We start from the raw sequence: 15,313 nt of genomic DNA on the forward strand, positions 1-15,313 counted from the left end.
TGAGTTGCAGTCCTTTTGAGTTCATGAATAAGGCAATAAGTGCTGGTAAATATAATATATTTGAGCAGATGTCTAAGCCGAGAATATGCGCGTATTGCCAAAAACCAGGTAAACTGACCAAAGAACATATCTGGCCGAACTGCCTGATCACCCGGATGCCGGAACTACAGGTCAACTATTTAAAAAGCCGGCAGCTTTTTACCAGTTCAGACCTGGTGATCGCGGATGTTTGCGCCACTTGTAATAATAAGAAGTTATCTCCGCTGGATACTTACTTTTGTTCACTGTATGATCAGTATTTCAACACTTATCAGGAAGATACCACGCCATTCAAGTTTGCCTACAACTATGACCTGCTACTCCGGAGCCTGCTAAAAATCACCTATAATTCCTCCAGGACAGTAGCTCGGGACCAGAATGATTTTGAAAAATACCGGGAAGTCATCTTAGACGGCAATTTGATACGGGAAGATGTGGTTATTAAGCTCGATCTCATCCGGCCAACCATCGTTAACGAAAAAAAGGTGTACCCGTCCTCAGCCAGGTGTGGTGTTATCCAGCTACCAGCCGAAACGCCCCATTTCCTATTGCGTTTTATTTCGGTCAACTCGTTCTATTTTTATTTGATCCTCTCCAAATCGCCCACCATTCAACCGGATACTTTCGAGGAGTTCGGCCGCGTTTTTGAAAGCGTACCGGGAACAATCATACACCCTTATAAAAGCGAGGTGGTTCTGGGGGAATTTTCTGGACATGATACCGAAAGTATACATATTGATTTTCTTTCCGGCACCCAGGAACTGTATCATGACTATGCGGCCAAAAAAAGGCGTCAATAAATATATAATATTGATTGTCAATTAGTTATAAAATAATCAATTTTTTGTCCTACAACAGGATACCCCTCACCCTGCCAGCAGTTGGTCTTACTGTTATATATGGAAGAAAAAGATATTAAAAACCTTTTGGATAAATATAGGGCGGGTACGGCCAGTGAGGAAGAGATCGCGCTGCTGGAGAGCTGGTATCTGCATTTTACCGAGCAGGAACCGGAGGTACTGACCGAGGAAGAACGCCTGCACACTTTTAATGAAGTTTGGGCGAACCTGCAGGTAAAACCGGTAAGGCGCTTATGGCCGCGTATTGCGGCGGCAGCTTCTATTTTGCTGATGCTTTCAGCTGGTGGTTATTTCTTGTTGCATAAGAAATTACAACCACAGCAGGTTGCACAGGTGAAAAACGATTTGAAGCCGGGTATGAATGGTGCGATACTGACTTTGGCTAATGGTCAGAAGGTGGTGTTGGAGAAAACGAAGACCGGCGCTATCGCGACTGGTGTGCAAAAGACCAATGACAGCTTGCTAACTTATAATAGTACAGACGCTATTGGCTATAATACTTTGGAAACGCCGAAAGGCCGTCAGTATGCAGTAGTGCTGCCGGATGGCAGTAAAGTATGGCTGAATGCCGCATCTTCCTTAAAATATCCCACTAAATTTACCACCGAGCGCTTGGTCGAACTCACTGGTGAAGCCTATTTTGAGGTGGTACACAATAGTAAAATGCCATTCAAGGTCAGAACCAATAACCAGATCACTGAAGATATCGGTACCGCCTTCAATATCAACAGCTACGGCGATGAGCCAAACATTACGACAACCTTAGTGGAAGGTGCCATTACCGTCAATAAAAAACTGCTTAAACCGGGACAAGCAGCAATAATGGCGAAAAACGGCACCATCCGGATCGAAAAATCAGATGTAGAAAAAAGCCTCGCCTGGAAAAACGGATTATTCAATTTCGAAAACATGCCGCTTCCTGAAGCGATGCGCCAATTATCCCGCTGGTATGATGTCGAGGTGGAGTATCCTGACGGTGAGCCAAAAACGGTATTTCATGGGGAGATGCACCGCAATGTTAATGCATCTCAGGTCCTGGATGTCCTTAAATTCTTTAAGGTCAATTTTGAGATCGAACAAGGAACAAACGGAAAGAAAATAATTGTCAAACCCTAATTAACCCCAACTATGCAAAGATATTTACGACAACAAGGCTAGGCCGAAACTAAGGGTCCCTGAGACAAAAAAGCCGCAAAAGTGGTTCGAAGCACTTTTACGGCAAAGTCCGGGTCAACCCTTCCCGACACGTCGGGATAAATAATTTGGAGAACTATTCATGTATTAACCCAAACGTTACAAAAGTAATGAATTTTACTGCTATTCAGGCAGCGATACGATCGCGTGCCTCACTAATCTATAAGGTTATGAAACTAACGACATTCGTGCTCGTCATAGCCCTTGTCCAGGCCAGTGCCGCAAGCTTCGCCCAGAAAATCAACCTGAACGAAACCAACGCACCCTTAGAAAAGGTCATCACCGCTATCAAACAACAATCCGGTTACGTTTTCCTGTATACTGACCAACAGATCAAGAACGAAAGGATCACCGTAAAAGTAAATAATGCCTCCATTGAGGAAACCCTTAAAGCCGCTTTCGCAAACACCTCGGTAGATTATAAGATAGTTGGCAACAACGTCCTATTAAAAAAAAACGAACCAACACCATTAGAAGAAGCTAAATCGGCACTCGCCCAAATCACCATCCGTGGCAAAGTTGTCGACGAAACAGGCTCACCATTAGCTGGTGCAAGCGTCACCGAAAAAGGAACCACCAACGGCACCCGCACCGACAAAGAAGGTGTATTTAGCCTCACTTTAGCTGATGATAACAAAATCATCACATTTAGCTTCGTTGGATACGAACCCATCGAATTACGCGCGAAGGATATTACTTCTGGCGGCACTATTACTTTAAAAGCCAGCACCACCAATTTAAAAGAAGTTGTTGTAAATAAAGGTTATTATACAACTACCCAACTGCTCAATACAGGAAACGTAACAAAAATTAACGGAGATGACATCAAAAAACAACCTGTAAGTGATCCATTGATGGCATTGGAAGGGAGAGTTCCTGGTTTACAAATATCTCAATCATCGGGTATTCCCGGTGCTTATTCCACGGTAAGGATACGCGGACAAAATAGTATCGCCAACGGTAATAAACCTTTATATATTGTTGATGGTGTGCCATATAGTGCAACAAGCATGACCAGTGTTTATATTACCGGTGGGGCAGTTAGTACTCCCACGAGCGTTGGCAGTGCAAATACTGGCAGTCCAGAAGGAGGCCTAAGCCCATTTAATAATCTCAGTCCGACGGATATTGAAAGTATCGAGGTATTGAAAGATGCTGATGCTACCGCGATATACGGTAGTCGTGGAGCAAACGGAGTCATACTTATTACTACAAGAAAGGGTAAATCTGGTGATACAAAAGTAGACGTAGACATTTCCTCAGCATTTGGAACGGTGGCTCGAACGATGGAGTTTATGAATACTGAACAATATTTGGACATGCGCAGACAGGCATTTACCAACGATGGGAAATTACCGTCAACAACTGATCTTGATCTTAACGGGACATGGGATCAAAATTCTTACACAGATTGGCAAAAAGTATTAACAGGAGGCACTTCCCGATTCGATAATATTCAGACTGCAATTTCTGGCGGTGATACAAATACTAAATTCCGCATTGGAGGAACAACCTCAAAACAAACAACAGTTTTCCCTGGAGAATTTAGTGATCAAAAAGCCTCTTTAAGTCTAAACCTTGATCATGTGTCAAGCAATGGCAAACTGCATATCTTATTTTCCGGAAATTTTGTCCATGACATCAACAAATTGCCAACAAGCGATTTTAGTAGTGACATATTTATTGCACCAAACTCGCCTTCTAGATTGTTAGACAATAATGGAAATTTAATTTGGACAAACATACCGGGTAACAATCCTTTTTCTAGATTAAAAAGTTCTTATCAAGCGACAACCAACAATCTAATTGGAAATACAAACTTAACTTATAAGGTTTTGCCGAATCTTGAAGCAAAAGTCGGATTAGGTTATTCCAACATGCAATTAAATCAGAACAATATTGTGTCGGCAGTTCAATTTCGTCCACCAAACGATGTTAACCCCAGTTTGAGGCAACATGATAAAGCAACAAAAGACATAAATACCTGGATTATAGAGCCACAAGTTAATTATAATACGGTTATTTTTTCAGGCAAACTTTCTGTATTAGTGGGAAGCACCTTTCAGCAAAACAAACAAAGCGACTACGGTCTAAGAGCTACAAATTTTTCGACTGACGATTTGGTTCAAAACTTTGCGCTGGGCTCGACTCTAACAGTTAGGGGAAACAGTAGTACGTTGTACCATTATAGTGCAATTTATGCAAGGTTAGGCTATAATTTAAAGGATAAATATTTATTAAACCTAACTGCTCGAAGAGATGGTAGCAGTCGCTTTGGGCCAGAAAATCAATTTGGCAATTTTGGAGCTGTAGGCGCTGGCTGGATTTTTAGTGAAGAAAATTTTATTAAAAACGCTCTTCCTTTTTTAAGTTTCGGCAAGTTGCGTGGAAGTTACGGTTCAACCGGTAACGATCAACTTACTGATTACGCATACATGAGTACTTACGCTCCTTACACTAGTTCAACTTACCAAGGAGTAACTACTTTAAATCCGACCGGCTTGACCAATCCATATTATGGCTGGGAAACCGTAAAAAAATTAGAAGGTGGGTTAGAAATTGGCTTTTTAAAAGATCGAATTAATTTAAATATTAGTTATTATAGGAATCGTACCGTTAACCAATTGGTAGGTTATGCGCTGCCCAGTACAACAGGGTTTACAACCATAACCGCGAATTTGCCTGCGGTAGTTGAAAATAGTGGGGTAGAGTTTGAGATAAATACCTTAAATATACAATCACGCAAATTTAAATGGACCACTTCGTTTAATATTTCGGTTCCAAGAAATCGACTCGTTTCTTATCCAGGTTTAGCATCTTCTTCATATAGAACTTTATATCAGGAGGGGAAATCGTTGTTTATTCAACGAAAATATCATGCCACTGGCGTTAATCCTCAGACAGGGCTTTACACGTTTGAAGATGTAAATAAAGATGGGATAATTAACACTAATGATAATCAATTCTTGAAAGAAATTACGCAAAACTACTATGGCGGCTTTGATAATACTCTTACAATAGGAGACTTTCAGCTTAGTGTAAATTTTCAGTTTGTCAAGCAAACTGGTATTGAGCCAACTATCAATTTTCCGGGATCTTTTGGAAGTGGTGCTCTAAATATGCCAACTTACATCAGCGATGCATGGCGTTCACCTGGTGATATTACAAGATATCAACGGTTTTCTCAACAGTCAGGAGACGTTTCAACGGCGTGGGCAAACGTGACTAATAGTGATTACTTTATTGTAGACGCTTCGTTCATACGCCTAAAAAATTTGGCATGCTCGTACATACTTCCATTAAAATGGCTTCAAAAGGCTCATTTAAAAGAAATCAGATTATTTGTTCAAGCCCAAAACCTAGCGACAGTTACTAATTATCGTGGGATCGATCCTGAAACACAAGGCCGATCTTTACCACCACTACGTATGCTTAACTTGGGTTTACATGCTTCACTATAAATTTTAGCTACTAACATGAAAACATTTTGTAAAAATACATTTTCTCTATTCATAGGGTTAATGCTGCTCTCTTCTTGCCGCAAATTCGTTCAAATTGCGCCTTCCGAAACTGTGGTTGCCACCGCTAATGTATTTGATAAAAATTCAACTGCGACCGCCGCGCAATTGTCTATATACGCTCAAATGCAAAGTAATTCTTATCCGATGAAAAGGATGACTGGTTTATCATCTGATGAGTTGAAGAATTACTCGTCAAATACAACTTCCATAAACCTTTATGCCAATAATTTAAACGTGACCAACGACGCTCAAACAATTGGCATTTGGAAAACAGGGTTCAATTTCATATATCAGGCCAACGCTATTATTGAGAATTTAAGTAACTCTCCTGGAATTAACCTTTCTGTAAAAAGACAATTAACGGGTGAATCAAAGTTTATTCGCGCTTATTGGAATTTTAATTTGGTAAATTTATATGGTGACATACCTATTGTTACCACCACAAATTATGTTTCAAACGCTACGCTAAGTCGGTCTTCTAAAACAGAGGTATACGCTCAAATTGTTGCTGACTTGACCGAAGCTCAGGCACTGCTCAATTCTAACTTTGTTGACGTGACAGACACGGTAATAACAACTGAACGAATAAGGCCAACTAAATGGGCTGCGACAGCACTTCTAGCAAGGTCGTATTTATATATGGGAGACTGGGCCAATGCGGAAGCCCAAGCAACGGCAGTTATTAATAATGCCTCATTATTCAGTTTACCAAGTAATTTGAACAGCGTGTTTTTAAAGAATAGTACAGAAGCTATTTTTCAACTTCAATCCCCATCGACTTCGACATTCACAGACGAGGGCTCGTTTGTCCTAACCAGTAGTCCAATAACAAACAGCGGAAGTCTCAACGCACTAGCGTTAAGCGATTTTTTATTGAATAGTTTTGAAGTCGGCGACGCGCGCAGAAATAGTTGGGTAGGCACTTTCTCAAGCTGGTTTTTTTGTAATAAATATAAAGCGAATAGCACTACTGTAAGCGCAACGCCCGCGTTAGCGAATACTGAATATACGACGATTTTAAGACTGGCTGAACAGTATCTTATCCGTGCCGAAGCAATTGCAAGAAAAGGAACCAATTTGGCTGATGCAATTGCGGACTTGAATATTATACGAAGAAGAGCGGGCCTGCCAAATTATGCCGGCCCGATAGATCAAGTTTCTGTAATAAATGCCATTATGCATGAGCGACAAATAGAATTATTTGCTGAAGGTTTTCGCTGGTTTGATTTGAAAAGAACCAATACTATAGATGCAGTGATGACTAATGCTGCTATTCAAAAAGGGACAGTATGGAAAAGTTATCAGCAATTATATCCGATACCCGCAGTAGACATTGATAATAGTGTTGGTAAAATAACACAGAATAATGGCTATTAACTACTAATAACTTGAATATGAAAACAATCATAGTTTATATAATTGCTTTGTGTAGTGGTATTGCCGTATTAGCACAGTCTACAAATAAAGGACTAAAGGAGCCCGAAGTGGGTAAGCCATGTCCAAATTTTTATTTTAATAAAGTTGATTTTTACAAAAGTAAAAACACCTCCCTTGCGGACTTAAAGGGTAAATGGATTGTGCTGGTGTTTTGGTCAAAAAGCTGTTCAGCATGTATTGCCAGTTTTCCTCAGGAAAGTCGAACACAGGTTGACTTGGGAGATAGGGTACAATTTGTATTGGTGACCTTCGACACTCCTGAAGAAAGGCGCCTTTATAATAACTTTCATAAGAAATTGAATCTAGCAATGCCATCTGCATTTGACAATGAGATTTTTGAAAGTTTTAATGTAGGGGGCTTACCGCATACCATAATCATCGATCCCGCTGGAGTTGTCCGGGTGATTACTACGGCTTCTCCAAGCACTGAAAAATTAAAGGAATTGATAAATGGAAGTTCTGTGGCCTTTGGAAAAGCGAGTTTTGCAGATAAAAAAGGAGCACCACAGAAGTTCCCATACGATAGGAAAATTCCTTTTTTAGTGGGAGGTAATGGCGGAATTGACAGCAATTTCCAGTTCCGATCGTTATTTGCTTTGTGGCAACCAGGAAACCCAATTGCTCATTCATGGACGCCTTTATTTGAACCTCGACACGCGCTTATGCTCGGCATTAACGGTAAAAAGAATGTGCTCGAAATCATTGGATGGGATTTAGGTAGGCTCTACAATATAGCATACTTTGGTAAGATGGAATCTGGATATGGTGACACTTCCTACTATGGCAAATATTTCGGTCGACCCATCTTTGAAGGCAAAAATATGGCTCCAGGAACTATCGGCAGAATAACTGATACAAATTATTACTGCTATAGTTTAGTTGTTCCTATAGACAAAGCAAATAAAGAGTTTATGATGCAGGTAATGCAAAAAGATCTCAAAACCTATTTTAATTATGACATAAGAATAGAGAACAGAAAAATGCCGTGTTGGAAATTGACTGCTAACGAAAACGCCAAGATATCCTTAGAAACCAAAGGCGGTCGCACAGAAAATCTCAATTCCCAAAATCGATGGCAAGAATTACATTTAAGGAATATTACAATGCAGCAGCTAATTTCATGGCTTACATCATACTCTGGAATCGATAGAGTGTTTGATATTGTATCAGATGAAACGAATATAAAATCCAATATAGATATAGATTTAAATATTGTAAAAGGTGATTACCAGTCAGTGAAAGAAGCACTCCAGAAAAACGGCCTTGACTTAGAAAAAGGTGAAAAAGAGATGAAGGTGCTTGTAATTCGTGACCCCAAATAACATTTTAATAATTTTAATATGAAAACTTTAAATTCTATAATATTGACATTAGTTGCGCTAGCTTATTTGACTAGCTGTAAAAAGGAAGTATCCACAGATTTAGATGCGGGCGTTGTTAATGTGACCAACGCAGTGATTGGCGGCTCAACTGTTACTTTGATTGCCGACCAAAGCATTGTCAGCACCAGCAATACCGTCGCTGTAAATAATTATGCGATCATCCCAATCAGAAGTTCTGAAAACAGACTTACCTTAGGGACAGCAGCAGTCGCGGCGACCTCCACAGCTCCGGCAATACCATCAGTAACCTATTACAATCAACCGATTACCATTACCAGCGAAAGTAATTATTCGCTTTTCCTAACCGGCCCTTCACCATCGGCTGTCGAATCCGTACTGATCAAGGAAACATTTCCGTATGCTTACAAAGACAGCATTTGTGCAGTTCGTTTTATTAATCTAGCTCAAGGAAACACTCCGGTTAGTGTCAATATCAAAGGACAGGCGAATGGTTCGGAAGCGGCAAGTGTGGCTTACAAGGCATACACCGACTTTAAGCAATACCCGGCTAAGAAAATTAACCCGAACTACATCTTCGAATTCCGAAATGCGGGTACCGGAACATTGATCACGAGCTACACTTTGACTACTCCCTACTTTCATAACGTAACCCTTGCTTTACGGGGCGCGATTGGTGGATCGACCGGAGTAATTCTAGTGAATAATTATTAAAGCGGCAATTCAAAAACCACCTATGAAAAAAGGCTGATGCCCCGTGTCCCCGAAAGCGGAACGGGTGCATTCGGCCGATGAATCGATCCCATGAAATTATCCAGGATTTACCTACCCTTAGCGCTAGCTATGCTCTGTTGTACTCGTTTGGGTGCATTTGCACAAGCCAAACATGTCGTGCTCATCAGCATCGACGGCTTCCGGCCTGCGATGTATTTGGACAAAGATTGGGACACGCCGAACCTTCGTAAACTGATGCGGGAAGGCACCTATAGCGATAAGCTTATCAGCGTATTCCCCGCTTATACCTACCCGGCGCATACCGCTATGGTTACCGGTGCGATGCCTGCAAGGTCAGGAATTATTTTCAATCAACCAATCGGTAGTAAAGGGGAATGGTTTTGGTTCGCTGATAATATCAAAGTTCCTACGCTATGGCAGGCATTAAAAGCAAAAGGGTTTACTACAGCCTCCGTAGAATGGCCGGTAAGCGTCACCAGAGACATTACCTGGAATATCCCCGAGATCTGGCCGGTGGGTACACCCGACCGGGTGACCGAAGCTAAAAAGTACGCAACTCCCGGCCTGTTTGAAGAAGTGCAGCAAAATGCCACCGGTAAACTGGATACGTCCAACTTCAATGATGAATATGCAAGTTTAGATGATAACGCCGCGCGTATCGCCGCTTACATCTTTAAAACACGGAAACCTGCTTTTATGGCGGTGCATTTCGCGAACGTAGACAGCAAGGAACATGAAAACGGAACGGATGGGGAAGCAGTAAAACTGGCCGTAGCGTCAAACGATCACGCCGTTGGTATCATCCTGGAGGAGATCGCCAAAAGCAAAGCCAAAGACAGCACGGCAGTTATCATTGTCGGCGATCATGGCTTTGTGACCATCAATACCATTATGCGGCCAAACCTACTGATCAAAAGCCTGCCGGCCAAATTCATCGCCTCCGGCGGTTCCTGCTTCCTTTATGGCCAGCCGGGGACCGAAAAACAAGTCATAGACAGCTTAAACAAGCTGCCCAAAGACAAACGCGGCCTGTTCCGCATCATAGACCGCAAAGAACTCGACCATATGGGCGCGGATAGCAATGCCTTACTGGCATTGACTGCCCAACCCGGTATGGTCTTCAGCGGTTCCGTGGCACCTGCCAAAGCGACCAATCTTGGTGTCGGCACCTTTATTCAAAACAGCCCGCTCGAAGGCGTATTCATCCCGACCCAGGGGGGTCACCACGGCTATGATCCCAACATCAAAGAGATGTGGACCGGATTTATCGCGGCCGGTGCCGGGATCAAAAAAGGCGGACATATCGATGAGATCCACATGGTAGACATCGCGCCACTGATCGCCAAACTATTAGGTATTGAATTTAAAACGCCCGACGGGCGTTTGGTAAACGGGATTATCGAATGAAAATGGCGATCAAATACCTGGTGGTTATGGCGGCGTGGCAATCAACCAATGCCCTGGCGCAGCCGTTCAAAGCGGCGCGCTGGATCACTGTGCCTTACGCTGAAGGTACCGGCAAACGGAATTGCCCTTTATTTGAAAAAAGCTTCGTTACCCATAAACCCATAGCCAAAGCCGTTTTAACCATTACCGCATTGGGCTTATACGAAGCCAATATTAATGGTAAACGCGTTAGCGATGCGTATTTCACACCCGGTTTTACCGTTTACAACAAAAGACTGCAATACCAGCAATATGAGGTGACCAAACTCTTGAGCCAAAAGAATACTTTAAAAGTCCTAATTGGCGAAGGCTGGTACCGCGGCACTTTCAGAAATGAAAACAGCGATGAAGCAAGAAACAATTTTGGCAATGAGGCGGGATTGATCGCTGAACTCAACATTGCCTATAAAGACGGCAGCCATACCACAATCGCTACCGGCCCGGGTTGGACCTGCAGGAAAAGCAATATCCAATATTCAGAACTGTATGATGGTGAAATGCAGGAAACGCGAAATAGCGTACAATCCAGCTACCCGGCTAAGCTATCAGACGTAAATGTCAACCTGGTACTACAGGAAAGCGAATACGTCAAAAAACACGAAACCTTCAGCCCGGTACGCATCTTTCGTACGCCAAAAGGCGAACAGGTGGCCGACTTCGGCCAGAACCTGGCGGGCTGGGTGAAGCTAACGATCAAACGCAAAGCCGGTGATACCATCAAATTAGGCCATGCAGAATTATTGGACAATGCAGGGAACTTCTATGCCGGCAACCTGCGCACAGCCAAAGCAGAGGACATTTATATCCTCAACGGCGAGGCACAAACATTGGAGCCGCATTTTACTTACCACGGTTTCCGTTATATAAAGCTTCAGGGAACTGATGCAACGAAAGTTAAACTGCAAGCTATCGCCATCTATACCGACCTGAAACCCACCGGCACTTTTGCATGTTCCGATAGCCTGATCAACAAGCTCTATCAGAACATCAGCTGGAGCCTGAAAAGCAATTTCGTCGATATACCCACCGATTGCCCGCAGCGGAGCGAACGCCTCGGCTGGACGGGTGACGCGCAGGTTTTTGCGGGTACAGCAATGTACCTGTATGATACCAAACGTTTTTACAGCAAATGGCTGCGCGACCTGGAAGTAGAGCAAGGCAGCAATGGCGCGGTGCCAAACTTCCTGCCACGCTCTATGCCCAATACGGATGTAGACTTTGGCGTTGCCGGCTGGGGCGATGCGGCAACGATCATGCCCTGGACATTGTACCAGGCCTATGGGGATAAAGCTTTGTTGCGGGAACAATATCCCGTTATGAAGAAATGGGTGGATTATATGACCTCCGTCAGCAAGGAGGGCCTCTTTCTGAAGAATGGTTACGGGGACTGGTATGCCATGGGCGCGTCAACCAGTGTCGTATTTATTGATCAATGCTTTTATGCTTACAGCACCCGATTGGTTCGTGACGCTGCAAAGGTCTTAGGTCATGCAGCTGACGTACAACAATATGAAACACTTTATAGCAGTGTGGTTAAACGCTTCCGGGAGGTTTACGGCAAATTCAACCGCAAGGATACCCGGACACAAACCGCCTATGTACTGGCATTAGCCTTTGACCTGCTACCTGAAAATGAACGGGCCGAAGCAGCGAAGCTATTAGCGGAAAATATCCGTTCCAATGGCAATAAACAGGCTACCGGCTTTTTAGGAACACCTTACTTATTGCCTGTCCTCAGCCGCTTTGGTTATAGTACACTGGCTTATACTTTATTAGAACAACAAGAATGCCCTTCCTGGCTATACCCGGTCACGAAAGGCGCCACCACTATCTGGGAACGCTGGGATGCGATCAAACCGGATGGTACATTACAGGAAGCCTCGTTCAACCATTATTCCTATGGTGCGGTCGGGCAATGGCTCTACCATAATATGGCGGGGATCAGCGCGCTGGAACCGGGTTACCGGAAGATACAGATCAAACCGGAAACGGGGACTCTTAACTGGTGCAAAGCCAGCCTGATCACCCCACAAGGTAAAGTCGCGGTTCACTGGCAAAAACTAAACGGCAAATTGAAGATGACGGTCACCGTACCGAAAGGCACGACCGCCATGATCTATGTACCTAAAGATGATAACAGTGGCTATGACCTCGTGAATGCCGGTGCAGGCACCCATGAATATACCAGCAAAGAATAATTAATACCCATCAATAGCAAACCATATCACCCATGAAAAAACTGATTTTATTATTAGCCATTACGGCAACAACTTTAACTAGCAAAGCACAAACCATACCGGCGGCTATTACTGCGGCGCTCAAAGCCGATGACGCGGCTGCTTTAACTAAACAAATCAACAAAGACAACATCAACGCCTGTTACGGCAAATACAGCTTATTAGCAGAAACCATTCGCCAGGATGCCCCCAACTGCTTTAAGCTATTGATCGAGCAAGGCGCTGAGGTCAATAAAACCTGTAACGGCTACCTGCCGCCACTCATGCATGCCGTCAAATACGGCCACCTGGAAATGGTCAAAACACTGATCGCCAAAGGTGCCGATAAAAATTATACATACGCTGGTGAGCTGAAACTCACCAACGGCCCGGAAAAAGGCGATACGCCATTCAGTTATGCCAAAAAATACGAACGGGACGATATCCTGGAATACTTAACGTCTTTAAAATAAACCGATGAAAAAAATAGTATTAATAGCGCTCACGCTCATTGCCACATTTTCAGCAAAAGCCCAGATCGAACCCGATCCGACGAAATGGGCTTATGGCCTAAAAAAACTAAGCGGCAATACCTATGAGGTCCACCTGCTGTGTACCATCAAAGCGCCCTGGCATATCTATGCCCAAAAACAAGGCAAGGATTTTATTGGGACAGCTACGAAAATTTCTTTCGCCAAACAGCCGGGGTTAACCCTGATCGGCAAACCCATAGAAAAAGGCAAGCTTGAAAAATTCGTCAACAAAGAGGTCGATATCGTTAACCTGGAATACAAGGACAAAGTGGACTTTGTCCAAAAAGTAACCATCAAGCCCGGCATCAAAGAGATCAAAGGCACGGTGCATTACCAGACCTGCACCGATGAAAGATGCCTGCCTGAAGCAAGCGTCAGCTTTACCATTCCCGTAAATTAAAAGGACGAACATCTAATATGATATGGAATGGCTGACGATAAGTATTTGCGCCGCATTTGTAATAAGCTTAGGCTTATTGCTCAGATGGCTATACAAAGACCGTCAGCAGGAAAAAGAAATAAACAAACAATGGCAGGAACTAAAGGCTAAGAACAAGGAAACTGCCAAGAAGAAACTTAGCAATAAGTAGTTAATAATTAGTTAAAAAAAGTGTGAAGGGCACCCGCGGTGCGTGCGGGGCCCTTTACTTAAAGCAATTATCCGCATTGAACCACTACACCGCCATCGCTTTCATCTTTTTGGTCGCTATTGTCATCTGGCTGTGCATCAAAATTCATGAGGACGACCCGGAAACGTAAAATACTTTTCGTTCTTTATATGATCAGTTAATAGCGAACGCCAGTGCCGGAAGCGGCACGGCGTTCATTTTAAAATCGGTAATGTCTTACTAAGACACTATACAATCAGAAAAAAACACGAACCAACAACCTTAAAATAAAAAGATAACGATAAGGCCAGGCCTTATCACGACATATAACAAACTCTCCCCGTACGAGAAAAATCTGGAAGTTTTATTAACAGGCAAGAGAGCACGACACCCGCGATTACACGTGGGCTGGCTGTGCTGTGGCCTGGTAGCCAGATACCAACTCGTACCATAACATAAGCGGCCCCGTGTATGACCGGATTTAAATCAATCCATAAAACATACATCTATGAGAACCATTACCGACCGCTTTTACGATGCGCTGGAAAACCAGCTTTCCGAAGCCAAACTCAACAACGAAGCGCTGATCGACCAATACCGCGAATCCGTCCGCATCAGCAAAAAAGCGATGACCAAGCTGAAGAACTATGTGACCAGCTACGCCTTTGCCGATACCGAAGAAGAGATCCACTTTTTCAAACACATTAAACCCAAATTTTACAGCAAATACATCTACTATAATAACATCTACAACTACCACATGAAAGTCCCGCCGGGTGGCGAAGAAGCCCTGCGCGCCTATATCAATAAACACCTGGATAAGATCAAAAGCTATTACGACGATAACCTTTCCTTTTACCAGTATTACCGCTCCGGCTCGACCGCCCAGGATGCGGTCTTCTTTACCCGTGGCGGCTTTGACGTACACCCGGAACTCGAAGACTTCGAGGAAGATGAGCAATATTCCACCAGCCATGATTACAAGATCGCCCGCATCATTGCCAACGAGAAGATACAGGAATACCTCAACCTGGAAATGGCGCTCGTCGGAAATAGCGACCTCGTGCAATTGAACGGCTACCGGGTGTTCCCCTTTAAAAATTTCCAATGGACCGCCACGACGACGGATGCCGCAGAACTGCTGTATGCACTCAAAGAAGGCCGGGCGATCAATAACGGCAATATCGATATTGGTGAACTGGTAACGCTTTGGGAATTCATTTTCGAGATGGAGATCAAAGAGCCTTATCACAAGCTTTATGACATTGGCAAGCGGCATAAAGAGATGTTCGTTTTCCTGACCCGCATCAAGGATGCCCTTTGGAATTTTATCAAACGCAAGTTCAATAAAGGCCTGCCGCCGGAAGAAGAATAGCATTATTCC

The 15,313-nt window shown here is 43.4% G+C and carries 12 protein-coding genes; all 12 read left to right on the forward strand.

The features are described from left to right. The first annotated feature begins 68 nt into the window (after positions 1-68). Positions 69-839, forward strand: a complete 771-nt coding sequence (locus ACFGVS_RS03245; protein WP_439697430.1) for a hypothetical protein — start codon at positions 69-71, stop codon at positions 837-839. A gap of 99 nt (positions 840-938) precedes the next feature. Continuing rightward, positions 939-2,015, forward strand: coding sequence for a FecR family protein (locus ACFGVS_RS03250; RefSeq protein ID WP_439697431.1), 1,077 nt, complete (start codon positions 939-941; stop codon positions 2,013-2,015). A 248-nt stretch (positions 2,016-2,263) separates the two neighbouring features. Then, positions 2,264-5,554, forward strand: coding sequence for a SusC/RagA family TonB-linked outer membrane protein (locus ACFGVS_RS03255; RefSeq protein ID WP_439697432.1), 3,291 nt, complete (start codon positions 2,264-2,266; stop codon positions 5,552-5,554). A 15-nt stretch (positions 5,555-5,569) separates the two neighbouring features. Further along, positions 5,570-6,991 (forward strand): RagB/SusD family nutrient uptake outer membrane protein, encoded by a 1,422-nt coding sequence (locus tag ACFGVS_RS03260; protein WP_439697433.1) that lies wholly within the window; start codon positions 5,570-5,572, stop codon positions 6,989-6,991. A gap of 17 nt (positions 6,992-7,008) precedes the next feature. Beyond that, complete coding sequence (locus tag ACFGVS_RS03265) at positions 7,009-8,373, forward strand: TlpA family protein disulfide reductase (RefSeq protein WP_439697434.1); 1,365 nt, start codon at positions 7,009-7,011, stop codon at positions 8,371-8,373. Between the two features lie 18 nt (positions 8,374-8,391). Beyond that, on the forward strand, positions 8,392-9,105 hold the full coding sequence (locus ACFGVS_RS03270) for a hypothetical protein (RefSeq protein ID WP_439697435.1): 714 nt from the start codon (positions 8,392-8,394) through the stop codon (positions 9,103-9,105). Between the two features lie 147 nt (positions 9,106-9,252). Continuing rightward, positions 9,253-10,533 (forward strand): alkaline phosphatase family protein, encoded by a 1,281-nt coding sequence (locus tag ACFGVS_RS03275; RefSeq protein ID WP_439697436.1) that lies wholly within the window; start codon positions 9,253-9,255, stop codon positions 10,531-10,533. Next, the gene (locus tag ACFGVS_RS03280) at positions 10,530-12,770 is read left to right on the forward strand and encodes a family 78 glycoside hydrolase catalytic domain (RefSeq protein ID WP_439697437.1); all 2,241 of its coding nucleotides are present in this window, start codon (positions 10,530-10,532) and stop codon (positions 12,768-12,770) included. The genes ACFGVS_RS03275 and ACFGVS_RS03280 overlap by 4 nt, the downstream gene beginning before the upstream one ends. 32 nt (positions 12,771-12,802) lie before the next feature. Further along, positions 12,803-13,261, forward strand: a complete 459-nt coding sequence (locus tag ACFGVS_RS03285) for an ankyrin repeat domain-containing protein (protein WP_439697438.1) — start codon at positions 12,803-12,805, stop codon at positions 13,259-13,261. A gap of 4 nt (positions 13,262-13,265) precedes the next feature. Continuing rightward, the gene (locus ACFGVS_RS03290) at positions 13,266-13,721 is read left to right on the forward strand and encodes a protein-disulfide reductase DsbD domain-containing protein (protein WP_439697439.1); all 456 of its coding nucleotides are present in this window, start codon (positions 13,266-13,268) and stop codon (positions 13,719-13,721) included. Between the two features lie 22 nt (positions 13,722-13,743). Then, on the forward strand, positions 13,744-13,911 hold the full coding sequence (locus tag ACFGVS_RS03295; RefSeq protein WP_439697440.1) for a hypothetical protein: 168 nt from the start codon (positions 13,744-13,746) through the stop codon (positions 13,909-13,911). A 526-nt stretch (positions 13,912-14,437) separates the two neighbouring features. Beyond that, a complete protein-coding gene (locus ACFGVS_RS03300) occupies positions 14,438-15,304 on the forward strand; it encodes an RteC domain-containing protein (protein ID WP_439697441.1) in 867 nt (288 codons plus the stop codon). Positions 15,305-15,313: the final 9 nt, after the last annotated feature.

Origin of the sequence: Mucilaginibacter sediminis (assembly GCF_051903035.1) — a bacterium.
Classification (GTDB): Bacteria; Bacteroidota; Bacteroidia; order Sphingobacteriales; family Sphingobacteriaceae; genus Mucilaginibacter.

Bases quoted from the DNA above. Each gene is read 5' to 3' on its own strand.
- ACFGVS_RS03245 (WP_439697430.1), top strand. From the start codon at position 69: ATGTCTAAGCCGAGAATATGCGCGTATTGCCAAAAACCAGGTAAACTG.
- ACFGVS_RS03250 (WP_439697431.1), top strand. From the start codon at position 939: ATGGAAGAAAAAGATATTAAAAACCTTTTGGATAAATATAGGGCGGGT.
- ACFGVS_RS03255 (WP_439697432.1), top strand. From the start codon at position 2,264: ATGAAACTAACGACATTCGTGCTCGTCATAGCCCTTGTCCAGGCCAGT.
- ACFGVS_RS03260 (WP_439697433.1), top strand. From the start codon at position 5,570: ATGAAAACATTTTGTAAAAATACATTTTCTCTATTCATAGGGTTAATG.
- ACFGVS_RS03265 (WP_439697434.1), top strand. From the start codon at position 7,009: ATGAAAACAATCATAGTTTATATAATTGCTTTGTGTAGTGGTATTGCC.
- ACFGVS_RS03270 (WP_439697435.1), top strand. From the start codon at position 8,392: ATGAAAACTTTAAATTCTATAATATTGACATTAGTTGCGCTAGCTTAT.
- ACFGVS_RS03280 (WP_439697437.1), top strand. From the start codon at position 10,530: ATGAAAATGGCGATCAAATACCTGGTGGTTATGGCGGCGTGGCAATCA.
- ACFGVS_RS03285 (WP_439697438.1), top strand. From the start codon at position 12,803: ATGAAAAAACTGATTTTATTATTAGCCATTACGGCAACAACTTTAACT.
- ACFGVS_RS03290 (WP_439697439.1), top strand. From the start codon at position 13,266: ATGAAAAAAATAGTATTAATAGCGCTCACGCTCATTGCCACATTTTCA.
- ACFGVS_RS03295 (WP_439697440.1), top strand. From the start codon at position 13,744: ATGGAATGGCTGACGATAAGTATTTGCGCCGCATTTGTAATAAGCTTA.
- ACFGVS_RS03300 (WP_439697441.1), top strand. From the start codon at position 14,438: ATGAGAACCATTACCGACCGCTTTTACGATGCGCTGGAAAACCAGCTT.